General features: G+C 38.5%; 12 protein-coding genes. All 12 read left to right on the forward strand.

Features of this window, described 5'->3' with window-relative positions:
- The first annotated feature begins 109 nt into the window (after nt 1–109).
- The 12 genes from DUT68_RS07485 (at nt 110) to ruvA (ending at nt 13,282) form a co-directional block, all read left to right on the forward strand.
- Nucleotides 110–1,597 carry a lipopolysaccharide biosynthesis protein gene (locus tag DUT68_RS07485; protein WP_237088285.1) on the forward strand — a complete coding sequence of 496 codons (1,488 nt, stop codon included), beginning with the start codon at nt 110–112 and terminating at the stop codon, nt 1,595–1,597.
- A 61-nt stretch (nt 1,598–1,658) separates the two neighbouring features.
- Nucleotides 1,659–2,090 (forward strand): dUTP diphosphatase, encoded by a 432-nt coding sequence (dut, locus tag DUT68_RS07490; protein WP_113637172.1) that lies wholly within the window; start codon nt 1,659–1,661, stop codon nt 2,088–2,090.
- A gap of 78 nt (nt 2,091–2,168) precedes the next feature.
- Nucleotides 2,169–3,905 carry a tetratricopeptide repeat protein gene (locus DUT68_RS07495; protein ID WP_113637174.1) on the forward strand — a complete coding sequence of 579 codons (1,737 nt, stop codon included), beginning with the start codon at nt 2,169–2,171 and terminating at the stop codon, nt 3,903–3,905.
- Nucleotides 3,883–4,674: a lipoprotein insertase outer membrane protein LolB1 gene (locus DUT68_RS07500; protein ID WP_113637176.1), complete on the forward strand. Its 792-nt coding sequence runs from the start codon at nt 3,883–3,885 to the stop codon at nt 4,672–4,674. Before DUT68_RS07495 ends, DUT68_RS07500 begins: the two co-directional genes overlap by 23 nt.
- Before the next feature lie 19 nt (nt 4,675–4,693).
- Nucleotides 4,694–5,968: a murein hydrolase activator EnvC family protein gene (locus tag DUT68_RS07505; RefSeq protein WP_113637177.1), complete on the forward strand. Its 1,275-nt coding sequence runs from the start codon at nt 4,694–4,696 to the stop codon at nt 5,966–5,968.
- A 51-nt stretch (nt 5,969–6,019) separates the two neighbouring features.
- Nucleotides 6,020–6,388, forward strand: a complete 369-nt coding sequence (locus DUT68_RS18565) for a Sec-independent protein translocase subunit TatA/TatB (protein ID WP_237088286.1) — start codon at nt 6,020–6,022, stop codon at nt 6,386–6,388.
- A gap of 24 nt (nt 6,389–6,412) precedes the next feature.
- On the forward strand, nt 6,413–6,604 hold the full coding sequence (locus tag DUT68_RS07515) for a Sec-independent protein translocase subunit TatA/TatB (protein WP_198659550.1): 192 nt from the start codon (nt 6,413–6,415) through the stop codon (nt 6,602–6,604).
- 32 nt (nt 6,605–6,636) lie between these two features.
- On the forward strand, nt 6,637–8,067 hold the full coding sequence (gatA, locus tag DUT68_RS07520) for an Asp-tRNA(Asn)/Glu-tRNA(Gln) amidotransferase subunit GatA (protein WP_113637179.1): 1,431 nt from the start codon (nt 6,637–6,639) through the stop codon (nt 8,065–8,067).
- A 111-nt stretch (nt 8,068–8,178) separates the two neighbouring features.
- Nucleotides 8,179–9,579: a lytic transglycosylase domain-containing protein gene (locus tag DUT68_RS07525; RefSeq protein ID WP_113637181.1), complete on the forward strand. Its 1,401-nt coding sequence runs from the start codon at nt 8,179–8,181 to the stop codon at nt 9,577–9,579.
- 35 nt (nt 9,580–9,614) lie between these two features.
- Nucleotides 9,615–10,001 carry a hypothetical protein gene (locus DUT68_RS07530; protein WP_113637182.1) on the forward strand — a complete coding sequence of 129 codons (387 nt, stop codon included), beginning with the start codon at nt 9,615–9,617 and terminating at the stop codon, nt 9,999–10,001.
- A 210-nt stretch (nt 10,002–10,211) separates the two neighbouring features.
- Entirely contained in the window at nt 10,212–12,521 is a 2,310-nt protein-coding gene (locus DUT68_RS07535; protein WP_113637184.1) for an NADP-dependent malic enzyme, read from the forward strand.
- A gap of 176 nt (nt 12,522–12,697) precedes the next feature.
- Nucleotides 12,698–13,282, forward strand: coding sequence for a Holliday junction branch migration protein RuvA (ruvA, locus tag DUT68_RS07540; protein WP_113637186.1), 585 nt, complete (start codon nt 12,698–12,700; stop codon nt 13,280–13,282).
- Nucleotides 13,283–13,286: the final 4 nt, after the last annotated feature.

A 13,286-nucleotide genomic window follows, 5' to 3' on the forward strand; every position in this document is an offset into this window, starting at 1 on the left:
TGTACATTGACGAATTACGATTTAGTCAATTACAATCTCAAAAAGTGATGGAGTAGTAACACTGATTTTAGAAAATCGTAAATCTAAAATCTGATAATATGAGATTAACTTGTCTGTAGCAAAGAAATTTTTAGGGCAAACTATGGTGTATGGTATCAGTACCATCTTAACTAGAATGCTTAATTTCATTTTAACACCGATATTTACACGTACTTACGCCGCTGCGGTTTATGGTGTTTTTACCAAAATGTACAGCTGGGCATCCATTATTAATGCTGTTTTGGCATTTGGCATGGAAACCACTTATTTCAGGTATCTAAATAAGTTTGAAGATAGAAAGCAACAGGTTTATAATAACTCCTTTTTGGTTATTGCTTTTATTTCAACACTATTTTTAATTACGGGATTGGTATTCACCGATCCAATTACGCGTTGGTTGGTCAACAATGATACATCCAATTTTAACGACCAACGACGCTATGTGCAGTATTTCGTGTGGCTGCTTTTTTCTGATGCGATCTGTGTTATTCCCTTCGCTAAACTCCGTGCAGATGGGAAGCCATTTAAGTACAGCATCATCAAGTTTTTAAATATCTTCACCTATGTTGCTTTGTGCCTATTTTTCATTTATGGTATTCCAATAATAATTAAACAAAATTTGCCTACGGCAGATTTCTTTGCAGGATGGTTCAGAGAAAAATGGGTTGGCTACGTATTTATTGCAAATTTGGTGGCAAGTGTATTAACATTCATCTTGCTCATTCCTGAGTTTTTAAAGCTCCAACTAAAGTTCGATAAGGACATGTTCATGAAAATGCTTTCCTACAGTTGGCCTATTCTTATTGCTAATTTGTCATTCATCGTTAACGAGAACTTGGATAAAATCCTTCTAGACAAATATGCCACAGAAACACAAGTAGGTATTTATGGTGCGGTCTGTAAAATCGCTATTTTTATGAGCATCTTCAACACGGCATTCAGATTAGGGGCCGAGCCTTTCTTTTTCAGTCATGCCAAACAGGAAAATGCCAAAACTACCTATGCTAACATTCTTAAGTATTTTGTGGTAGCATTAACAGTGTTGTTCGTCGCCTTGGTGGCCAACATCGAAATTTTAAAGCATTTTATCAGTAGAGATAAGGCGCATGTTGCAGAATATTGGATTGGCCTGCCAGCAGTTCCCTATTTACTTTTAGGTTACGTTTGCTTGGGTATTTACATGAACCTTTCCATTTGGTATCGTTTGTCCGATCAAACTCGTTTTGGCTTGTACATTTCGGTAACTGGTGCAATTATAACCATTGTTTTAAACATTGTGCTGATACCAAAATACAGCTATATGGGCTCCGCTTGGGTAAGTATGTTAACGTATTTTGTAATGATGGTATTTTCGTACGTTTTAGGGCAGAAATACTATCCAATTCCTTATAATTTAAAGAAAATCTCTGCTTATTTAGTTGGTTCTTCTATTATTGTTTTCTGCTCATTTTTTCTGTTTAATAGGAATATATACATCGGCAATGCCATGTTAATAGGCTTCGTAGCAATTGTAGTCTACTTTGAAAAAAACGAGTTAAGGAAAGTTTTGAAACGTTAATTTATTCACTCATTCACTCATTCATTTACTCATTTAGTCACTCACTCATTCACTCGATCAAATGGAAATCAAAATCATTAACAAATCCCACCATGCTTTACCAGCCTACGAAACGGCTCATGCAGCTGGCATGGATTTAAGGGCTTTCATTCCGGAACAAATCATAATTAAACCATTACAGCGTTTTCTAATTCCAACGGGTTTGTTTATAGAGCTGCCAGTTGGCTATGAGGCGCAAATTAGGCCCCGAAGCGGATTAGCTTATAAACATGGCGTTACAGTACTGAACTCGCCAGGCACCATAGATGCAGATTACAGAGGAGAGTTGAAAGTATTATTGGTTAATTTGTCTGATACTGATTTTGTGGTAAATGATGGAGAACGTATTGCCCAAATGGTAATTGCCAAACACGAAACTGTAACTTGGGAACAAGCAAATGAGCTTAGCGCAACAGATAGGGGCGAAGGTGGTTACGGCCACACAGGAAAATAAGCCGTACAGCGCTGCCCAAAGGAACCAATTGAAAGGTAAAATGTAAGTTTGCAGCTATTATTTAAGGTTAGCTAAGAAATGAAAATCGAAAATTATTTTGTGTTCTTCGTGTCTTCGTGGTGGAAAAAAGCCAATAAGCTGTTTTTTATTTCGATGCTGTTAATGGCATGCTTTGTAAGTAAGGCACAGCAGTCGCCCATTGCCGTTAAGGATAGCAATGCCATTAAGGAGCTTTTTTTTGCAGGCTTAAAGGAAAAAATGAATGAAAATTACGCAAACGCAAGTAGTAGTTTTTCTAAAATTCTCCTGATTGATCCCACCAATGATGCCGCCCATTTCGAGCTGGCTAACTTACAATTAAGGCAAAATAAAATACTCGATGCCGAAGTGTCCATCAAGAAAGCGTTACTAGGCAAGCCCGAAAATATTTGGTACATCAAATTGCTGAGCGAGGTTTACAAACGCAATGGTAATATGGAAGCCTTAGGACAAACTTTGGAGAAACTTATTGCGCTGGATCCTGAAACGGAAAGCTATTATTTTGATCGAGCAAATGCGCTTTTTATAGCTGGTAAAGTTGAGGAATCGAAAAAAGCCTATGATTTTTTAGAGCAAAAGTTTGGAGTTTCTAAAGCTTCTGCTGCAGCAAAAAAGAAATTTAAAAGCAATGATGCCAATGGCAACGAATTGCAAAAAGCCATTACCGATAGCCCCGGCGATGTTAAAAACTATTTGGAATTGAGCGGTGTACTGCTTGAAAAAAATCAAAATGAAGAAGCTTTAACCATATTGTTGAAAGCCAAAGCAATTGATGCCGATAATTATGAGGTTAATTTGGCTTTGGCCGATGTTTACAATGCGTTAAAAAAGCCCGAAGAAGCATTTAGCGCACTTAAAATAGCATTCGATAATACGGAAATGCCCTTGCCCAGCAAGCTCAATATTTTAAGTCAAATGCTTTCCCGTTTTAATAAGCCCGGAGTAGCAAAACAAGCAACCGAGCTTGCTGCCATAGTGCTAAACGATTACAAAAGCGATCCAAAGGTATTCATCCTTTATGGAGATATCTTGTATCAGCAAGGCAATTTAGGCAGTGCTAAGGAACAGTACATGGCCGCTATCAAGTTGAAGGAGCAAATGTATATTGCTTGGGAGAAATTGCTTGGCGTACAAACATTGATGGGACTTTACACCGAAGCGATCAAAACTGGTGAGGAAGCTTTGACGGTTTATCCAAATCAGGCAATTTTATATTATTACCGGGCTTTTGCTTTACACCGTAACAACCAAAATGCCGAAGCAGCTTACGAATTGAATAATGCCTTGCAGTTAGACCCTGAAGATGTTAACCTGAAATCGATGATTTTGGCCTTGCAGGCAGAAGTTTTGATAGACCAAGGCAAATTAAAAGAGGCGGATGCTGCCTTTGATAAGGCTGTTGCATTGGCTCCAGCTAATTATCAAACCATGAGCAATTATGCTTATTATTTGGCGCTAAGAAACCATGATTTGCCTAAGGCAGAAAAACTGGCTGCAAAATCAGCGCAGGAACTGCCGCAAAACGCATCTATTTTAGATACTTATGCCATCGTTTTATCTAAAGTGAATAAATTGGATGAAGCCTTGGTTTACATTCAAAAAGCACTTCAAAACAACGAAGCCAATAATCCTGTTTATCTAGAACATTATGGCGATATCCTTTTTCTGAAAGGAGAAAAAGAAAAAGCGGTAGAGCAATGGCAAAAGGCTAAAATGTCGGGTAATCAATCGGAAAAATTAAACAGAAAGATCAATGAAAAGAAATATATTAAATAGCATCATTTTGGCTGTGGCTGTAACAAGCTTATTCAGTTGCAGACCTAAAAAGGAAATTGTAAAGGCACCGGCTGTTACCGAAAATGCTCCCATTGCCGATAAGAAGTCGGAGAATTTGGCTACCTTGAAAAGTAAGGATTTAGACTTTAACACCCTGTCATTAAAAGGTAAAGCACAATTAAATGTAGATGGACAGGAAAATGGCGTGACGCTGAATGTCCGCATGAAAAAAAACGAAACAATTTGGTTCAACATCACGGCCTTAGGCGGTGCATTGGAAGTAGCTCGTGGAATCATCACCCCTGATAGCTTGTTTTTGATGAACAGACAACAACGATCGGTGTTAAAAAAGCCATTTTCTTATATTTATGATTACACCAACAAACAAGTGAATTTCGGTTGGCTACAATCTATTTTAACAGGCAACACCATTAAGGAGTTTATAATTGAAAAATCAAATTTAAAGCAAGAAAATGGCGTTTGGATGTTAACCGGTACCGAGCAAAATTTAGCGTACAGCGTGCTCTTCAATACGCTGCTAAAATCTGCTGAGCTTAATCTTAATGATGCTGCTGAAGCTCAGGCGTTAAAGGTGAATTATGATAAATACACGCCACTCAATAACGGTTTATTTCCCTTGGACTTAAAAATAAACTCAGCAGTTAACAATAAAAAAATAAGTATCGCCGTTGAGTTTATTAAAACCGACGTAAATGTGCCCGTTGAATTCCCTTTTACCATTCCTAAGGGGTTCGATATAATCCGTTAATTTTTTATACTTTTGGCTAATGAAGTTAAACCGAGCTCTACTTTTAGTTGTTGCAATCTTTTTATGTAGCACTGCGTTTGCCCAAACCAGCAAGGAACTTAAACGTAAAAAGGAAGCTTTGCAAAGAGAAATTGAACTTGCGCAAAGAAATCTTAACAAAACTACAAGCGGAAAAAAACTGACACTTGGCCAAATCAATGCCATCAAAGCTCAAATTAGGTTAAGGCAAGAAAAAATTGCCACCATTAACTCTGAGATGAAGAATTTGGATCAGCAAATTCATGAAAATACCAATAAAGTACAGAACCTAAAAGGCAGGCTGGCAGATTTGAAGAAGGAGTATGCAGGTATGATTCGTTTTGCACAGCGCAATCGCAATGCTTACGATAAAATGATGTTCATCTTCGCTGCAAGTGATTTTAACCAGGCATACAAACGTATCAAATATCTTCAGCAGTTTGGCCAGTACCGCAAAAAGCAAGCTGCTTATATTCAAGGTACCGAGAAGCAATTGAGCAATCAAATTGTAATTCTCGATAAAAACTTAAAAAACAAAGGAAGTTTGCTAAAAGAAGAAGTAACCGAAAAGAGCAAGCTCGATAAAAATAAAAATGAACAGACTGCGGTACTTAGCAAGTTAAGCAAACAGGAAAAGCAGTTCAAACAAGACATCCAAAAGAAAAAACAACAGCAAGCGGCAATTGATAGAGAAATTAGAGCGGTTATTGCTAGAGAGATAGCGGCGGCTAAGAAAAAAGCTGAGGAGGAGGAAAGGGAGCGTGAAAGGATTGCTGCTGCTAAGGCTAAGGCTGAAAACAGACCAGCACCAACTGTAGTAGCTTCAAAGCCGAAAACAAACAGTGAGGCATTGAGGTCAACCCCAGAGGCCGCTAAACTTTCTGATGCTTTTGAGGCGAACCGAGGTAGTTTGCCATCTCCGGTGTCGAATGGATACATCACCTCTAAATTTGGTGCATATCAAGTTGATCAAGCGTCTGCTAGAAATGATGGTGTTACTTTTCAAACTTCCGATGGAGCCTCGGTCAGATCGGTTTTTAACGGTAAAGTAACTAGGGTAACTAATATTATGGGACGATGGGTGATAATTGTTAGACACGGTGAATATTTTACCATTTATCAAAATTTAAAAAGCGTTTCCGTATCCGAAGGAAGTAGTGTTACTACAAAACAAACAATCGGTATTGCCGGCGAAACAGATGGTGTTCCGGAAGTAGGATTTCAAATTAACAGAGGTAGTATGCCACAAAACCCAGAAAGTTGGCTGGCCCGATAAGCTGTGTTTTTGGCCAAATAAAAGCTATATTTGTATAAAATCAGTTTTAAAATGTATTACACGCCGTTATTAGAGTTTTTGAATATGGGGGGAGGCGAGATGATGATCATCATGATAGCCGTACTTTTGTTATTTGGAGGTAAAAAATTGCCCGAATTAGCAAGAGGTTTGGGTAAGGGAATCCGTGAGTTTAAAGATGCTTCGGAAGGTGTAAAACGAGAAATCCATCGCAATATCAATTCTTTTGATGCGGATGAAGAAGATAGGAAGGCTGATCAAAATCATGCTTATCGCGAGCCGGAATTGGATCATTCGCATTCTATCCATGAAGAAACCAATACTACCGCTACAGAAATCCAAAACGATGTGAAATCCGTAGATAGTAAAGAAGAAATTAAGGAACCGAAAAGTTCCCAATAGGAAATTACAACATAAAACAAAGCCATGTTACAAACCACAATGCTAGCAGCGCTAGGCACTCCAGAGATTATCCTTATCGTATTAGCTCTTTTATTACTTTTTGGTGGTAAAAAAATTCCAGAACTAATGAGAGGATTAGGTAAAGGTGTAAAAGAGTTTAAAGAAGGGAAAGATGGAGTTGATTCAACCAACGAAACTCCAAACAGACCTCAATAATTCGCTTTTTTTCAATCTTTTAAATTTAAATTTTGAAGAAATATAGCTCTTTGACAGAGATACAGGGGAAACTTGCGGATAAGCAGCTCACTTTACAAGAACTTTTGGCTTACTATTTCGATCAAATAGAGAAGCAAAAACACCTCAATGCTTTCAATGAGGTGTTTTTTAATTCTGCCCGCAACCAAGCTGAAACAATACAGGCCAAGTTAAATAATGGCTCGGCAGGCAAGCTTGCGGGTATGGTAATTGGTATTAAGGATAACATCTGCTACCAAGACCATATCGTTACTGCTTCCTCCAAAATGCTGGAAAACTTTGTTTCTCCTTATTCATCTACCGTTGTTAAACGTTTACTTGCTGAGGATGCCATCATCATTGGTCGCTTAAATTGCGATGAATTTGCAATGGGCGGCTCAAATGAAACATCTTACTTTGGTACCGTTAAAAATGCGGCAGATGAAGAACGTGTTGCAGGAGGGTCGTCGGGTGGTTCGGCAGTAGCGGTACAGGCCGATATGTGTTTAGCTGCCTTAGGTACCGATACCGGAGGTTCTGTTCGTCAGCCAGCTGCATTTTGCGGCAGCATTGGGTTTAAACCAACTTACGGGCGTATTTCTCGCTACGGTGTTATCGCCTATGCCTCGTCGTTTGATCAGGTTGGTACATTAACTTCATCGGTAAGTGATGCAGCCTTGTTATTGGAAGTTTTAGCTGGAGCTGATGAAAATGATAGCACAGTTTCTTCAATTCCTGTTCCTAGTTATACAAAATCAGCGCTAGCAACATCTTCAACTAAAAAAAGATTAGCCGTTTTAAAAGAAACCATCACCAGTGAAGCTTTGGATCCAGAAACTAAAGATGCCATCCTAAATGCAATAGAGAAATTCAAGGCAGATGGACATGAGGTAGTAGAAGTCTCTTTTGACCTGTTAGATTATTTAGTGCCTACCTATTACATCTTAACCACTGCAGAGGCTTCCTCAAATTTATCTCGTTATGATGGGGTACATTACGGTTATAGAGATACACAAGCGCAAAGCTTAAATCAGCTTTACAAAAGCTCTAGAGCTGAAGGATTTGGTGAAGAAGTAAAGCGCCGTATTATGCTAGGCACTTTTGTGTTAAGCGCCGGTTATTACGATGCATATTATCAAAAAGCTCAAAAAGTACGCAGACTAATTAGAGAAAAAGCAGTGGCACTATTACAGGATTGTGATGTGCTACTGAGCCCAGTTGCTCCTACGCCTGCGTTTAAAATTGGGGAAAATGTCCAAGATCCTTTGGTGATGTATATGGCAGATATTTATACTGTATTAGCCTCTTTGGCGGGTATACCTGCGGTTGCTTTACCTTTGGGCAATAATAAAGAAGGCTTACCGTTAAGTATCCAATTGATGGCCAAGCACTTTGATGAAGAAACATTATTGTCTTTGTCGCACAGTTTTTTGGAGAAAGCTTAAATATAAACACAAAGGCGCATAGGGTTGCTAAATTCACATTCTAAAGCTGTTTTGCAATGTGTTTTTAGGAGTTCCAAACAAAATGTTGCAATGTGGTTAAAAAAATAGCCTATGAGGAAATTGATACTTACCATTTTAACTTTTGTTATTGCACTTGATGCATTAGCTCAAGTTCCAGTAAAGCTTCAAAACGATACCATACTTAAAAGGCTTACTAACGCACCTTTAAGTGACACTATTGCTGTTCCCTCTATTGAGCAACCCTTGCTTTTAGGGCAAAGTCTGTTGTACAAACTACGTTTAGATTCCATCAAACAAACCGTTCCGTTAGATTATAATGAGTACGTACAGAGCTATATCGACATCTATACTAAACGAAAAGCAATGTACGGCGATATGCTAGGTCTTTCTGGCTACTATTTTCCAATTTTCGAAAAGGCGCTAAAAAGCTACAATATCCCAACTGAAATCAAATATTTATCTATCGTTGAATCTTCATTGAACCCGCATGCGGTTTCTAGAGTTGGCGCAACAGGCCTATGGCAGTTTATGTTTGGTACGGCAAAAGCTTATGGGCTAAACATGGATAATTTTGTTGATGAACGTAAAGATCCAGTCCAGGCCAGTTATGCTGCAGCAGCCTATTTTAGAGATGCTTACGAAGAACTTGGCGATTGGCTGCTTGCCATTGCAGCTTATAATTGTGGCAAGGGCAATGTGCAAAGAGCTATTGATAAAGCCGGTTCTCGCAACTTTTGGGACATCAGAAGATTTCTACCGAAAGAGACCAGCAATTATGTCCCAGCGTTTATCGCCGCAGTATATGTAATGAAGTATGCAAATGCGCATCAAATAGTTCCAAAAATTGCACCATTTGCTTTTAAAACAGATACTATTGTTGTACGTAATTTTGTTGCATTGGCCGATGTGGCAAAGGCTATTGACCAAAAGGAAGAAACGATATTTGCTTTAAATCCCAGCTACAAAAAGAAAATCATTAATGGCACCGCCATTGCACCAAAGCGATTGGTAATTCCTAAAACTGGCTATCAGTACTATCCGCAACTATTTGAAGTATTAAATAATGATTTAGAGATGGACAGGGAAGTGATTTTGGCCTCAACAGATGATGTGCGGGATTTAAGGAAAAAGACATTGCCAAAACGCGAAATTCCTCAACCGAAATTAATTGTACACAAAGTTTTGCCAGGCCAAAATCTAACAGCTATTGCTAACCAGTACAAAGTAGAAGTACAGGATTTGAAGGTGTGGAATAACTTAGTGGCATCAACTATTATTCCGGGCCAAAAGCTTAAAATTTATCCAGATACTGTTTCACACAAAATGTTGCCAAAGGCCAAGCCAGTTCTTGTTAACTATAAAGTAAAGCAGGGAGATACGCTTTCGAGCATTGCAGAAAAATTTGATGGTGTTACCGTTGCCAGTTTAAAACAGGCTAATGGTTTAAAATCTGCAAAAATTACTGAAGGCATGCTGCTTAAAGTGATGTAGGCTTTTTAACAACATAGTTGATAAATACAATGAAGATGTTGCTCGTTTTATTAATGGCAATTTTGCTATGCGGATGCTTGGTTCCGGGCTCACCCGTGTACTTCAATTTTAAATCTAAAAATCCAACTGCTGCAGATTCACTTGTGGTAATCTCGTTTCCAAATGAGATAGATTATCAATACAAAAGCAAAAACTTCAATGCAGATAGCATTTTATTGATCAATCCAATTACATCAAAAACACATAAGATGAAGCCTATTACGCAGCAATATGCTGATGGGAAGCCCTTATCTTATCATTCGGCTTATTTAAGACAAAGGTGGAACTTGAAAAAGCTAAAGAAAACCGAATTCATTGCTTTAGAAAAATACGTTAGTGGTAAGCTTGTAGTGGATACTTTCTACAAGGCAAATAGGCCATAGCAACCAACCAGCAATGTGCTCAATACATTTAGCTTAAATTCGCTTGTCCACTCCAATAGCATAACTTTAAATCTTTAACGGTCCTTAAACTTAGCCTAACAGACTATTTACTGCGTAGCCAACATGCTCAATCTCAACATACGATTGACAAAAAACAAACTGTATCCTAAAAAAAGATTGTAACTTTGGCCGCTACAAAAAATTATAAAAATGAGCAAGATTAACAGAAAGCAAGATGCCTTGGACTATCACTCGCAGGGTAGACCAGGTAAAATTGAAGTAATCCCAACCAAACCGTACTCCTCTCAACGCGATTTAACATTGGCCTACTCGCCCGGCGTTGCAGAGCCTTGTTTAAAAATAGCTGAAAATAAAGACGACGTATATAAATACACTGCCAAAGGTAATTTAGTTGCGGTAATTAGTAATGGTACCGCTGTTTTAGGCCTTGGTGATATTGGCGCCGAAGCCGGTAAACCAGTAATGGAAGGTAAAGGTTTGTTATTTAAAATCTTTGCCGACATCGACGTGTTCGATTTGGAATTGGACACAAAAAATGTAGATGAGTTTGTGAAAATAGTTAAAGCCCTTGAACCAACTTTCGGCGGCGTTAACTTAGAAGATATTAAAGCGCCAGAGTGTTTTGAAATTGAACGCAGGCTTAAAGAGGAAATGAACATTCCGGTAATGCATGATGATCAGCATGGAACGGCAATCATTTCTGCTGCGGCTTTAATTAACGCTTGTGAGCTACAAAAAAAGAAACTCGACAAAATTAAAATTGTGGTAAACGGCGCAGGTGCTGCCGCTATTTCTTGTTCTAGGCTTTACATGGCTATTGGCGCTAAGAAAGAAAATATTGTGATGTGTGATAGAAACGGGGTAATCCGTGCTGATAGGGAAAAATTAGATCCTATCAAAGCTGAGTTTGCAACTACCCGTAACTTACATACTTTGGAAGAAGCGCTGAAAGATTCGGATGTGTTCATCGGGCTTTCTTCTGCCGATTGCGTTTCGGTAGATATGCTGAAATCGATGGCTAAAAATCCTATCGTAATGGCAATGGCTAATCCAAACCCAGAAATTGCTTACGATTTAGCAATCAATTCTCGTAAGGATATCATTATGGCTACAGGCCGTTCTGATTATCCTAACCAAGTTAACAATGTGTTGGGCTTCCCTTATATTTTTAGGGGTGCTTTAGATGTTAGGGCTACTGCAATTAACGAAGAGATGAAAATTGCTGCCGTTAAAGCTATTGCTGAATTGGCTAAAAAGCCGGTTCCGGAAGCAGTAAATATGGCCTACAACGCAAAAAACCTAAAATTTGGTAAGGATTATATCATTCCTAAGCCTATGGATTTCAGGTTGATGACCAATGTATCAATGGCAGTTGCCAAAGCAGCTATTGAAAGTGGTGTTGCTCGCAAAGTAATTACTAATTGGGATGCTTACGCTGAAGAATTGAGAAAGCGTTTGGGTACTGATGATGCCATTATGCGTGCCATTACCAACAAGGCAAAATCTGATCCTAAACGTGTGGTTTTTGCAGAGGCTGATAATTATAAAATTTTAAAGGCTGCCCAAATTGTTAGGGATGATAACATTGCTATTCCGATTTTATTGGGTAACAAAGAGCGTATCGAAACCATCATCGAAGAGAATGCTTTGGAATTGGACGGTGTGCAAATCATTGATCCAGCATTGGAGCCAGAAAGAACAAAAAAATATGCTCAATCTTTATATGAGAAAAGACAGAGACGCGGCGTAACGTTAACTGAGGCAGTAAAATTGATGCGTGATCGCAACTATTTTGGTTCTTCAATGGTAGAGTTTGGCGAAGCCGATGCAATGGTATCAGGTTTAACCAAAAACTATGCAACTACCATTAAGCCTGCCTTACAAATTATTGGTACAGAAGAAGGGGTGAGCCGTGTAGCGGGAATGTATATGATGATGACTGAAAAAGGCCCTGTGTTTTTTGGAGATACCACAGTTAACGTTGATCCAACTGCAGAAGAATTGGTTGATTTGACTTTGCTGCTAGAAAAATCAGTAAGGAAATTTAATATCACTCCTCGTATTGCGTTATTATCTTACTCTAACTTTGGTTCTAACGAAGGTATCATTCCTGAAAAAACACGTAAGGCAGTTAAAATATTGCATGAGAAACATCCAGATATTATCGTAGACGGAGAAATGCAGGGTAATTTTGCAATCAACAATGCGATGTTAAAGGATAATTTCCCTTTCAGTAGTTTAGCAGAAGCACCAGCAAATACCTTGGTTTTCCCTAACTTGGAGTCGGGTAATATTGCTTATAAGCTTTTACAGGAGTTAGGCGGTGCCGAAGCGGTAGGCCCTATCTTGTTAGGCCTTAAAAAACCAGTACACATTGTACAGTTGGGAAGCTCGGTAAGGGAAATTGTAAATATGGTAACCATTGCTGTGGTTGATGTACAAGCTAAGGAAGAAGTAGCAAGCAGCAGAAAGAAAGGCCTATTTAAAAAAAGCAAGTAGGTTTTCCAACATAGATTTGAAAAGGCAGGATTCAAGGTCCTGCCTTTTTTATTAACGCCAGTTTAATCCATCCATCAAATCTCCTACATTTAAAAAATTGACTTAAAGTTTTTTAACAAGGGCAATTGAAAAGCTAATTCTTTATATTACTTTAGTTTTTTATTTAATTTAGCGTTATGTACGAGTATATTGATGGGAAACTAACTTTTAAAGGTCCAACTTATATTGTTGTTGAAACAGGCGGCGTGGGCTATCACATCAATATCTCCTTAAACACTTATGCGGCGCTAGGAGAAAGTGAAAGGTGCAAAATTTATACTTGGCTACATGTAAAAGAAGATGCGCATACCCTTTACGGATTTGCCGATGAGGGTGAGCGCAGGTTGTTCCTGCATTTAATCTCTGTGTCGGGTATTGGACCAACTACTTGCCGTATGATGCTCTCCTCCATAACACCAAACGAAATACAACAAGCTATAGTAAGTGCAGATGTGGCCTTAATTCAGAAAATTAAAGGAATTGGCGCTAAATCTGCGCAACGTATTGTGCTCGAACTTCAAGATAAATTGAAAAAAGAGGGTATAGAATCATTAATTTCCATGCCAATTCACAATACAATTAAAGATGAAGCGTTATCTGCTTTGATTATGCTTGGCTTTAGCAAACAGGCAGCTGAAAAAGCACTTGATAATGTGCTCAAAAAGGCTGATGGTGAGCTAACTGTTGAGCAAATGATCAAACAAGCATTGAAGAATTTATAAATAA

Source organism: Pedobacter zeaxanthinifaciens, assembly GCF_003313335.1.
Lineage (GTDB): Bacteria > Bacteroidota > Bacteroidia > Sphingobacteriales > Sphingobacteriaceae > Pedobacter > Pedobacter zeaxanthinifaciens.

Excerpts from the sequence above, each read along its gene's own strand:
- DUT68_RS18565 (WP_237088286.1), top strand. The coding sequence starts at position 6,020 with ATGTATTACACGCCGTTATTAGAGTTTTTGAATATGGGGGGAGGCGAG.
- DUT68_RS07505 (WP_113637177.1), top strand. The coding sequence starts at position 4,694 with ATGAAGTTAAACCGAGCTCTACTTTTAGTTGTTGCAATCTTTTTATGT.
- DUT68_RS07500 (WP_113637176.1), top strand. The coding sequence starts at position 3,883 with ATGAAAAGAAATATATTAAATAGCATCATTTTGGCTGTGGCTGTAACA.
- DUT68_RS07495 (WP_113637174.1), top strand. The coding sequence starts at position 2,169 with ATGAAAATCGAAAATTATTTTGTGTTCTTCGTGTCTTCGTGGTGGAAA.
- ruvA (WP_113637186.1), top strand. The coding sequence starts at position 12,698 with ATGTACGAGTATATTGATGGGAAACTAACTTTTAAAGGTCCAACTTAT.
- DUT68_RS07530 (WP_113637182.1), top strand. The coding sequence starts at position 9,615 with ATGTTGCTCGTTTTATTAATGGCAATTTTGCTATGCGGATGCTTGGTT.
- DUT68_RS07525 (WP_113637181.1), top strand. The coding sequence starts at position 8,179 with ATGAGGAAATTGATACTTACCATTTTAACTTTTGTTATTGCACTTGAT.
- DUT68_RS07535 (WP_113637184.1), top strand. The coding sequence starts at position 10,212 with ATGAGCAAGATTAACAGAAAGCAAGATGCCTTGGACTATCACTCGCAG.
- dut (WP_113637172.1), top strand. The coding sequence starts at position 1,659 with ATGGAAATCAAAATCATTAACAAATCCCACCATGCTTTACCAGCCTAC.
- DUT68_RS07515 (WP_198659550.1), top strand. The coding sequence starts at position 6,413 with ATGTTACAAACCACAATGCTAGCAGCGCTAGGCACTCCAGAGATTATC.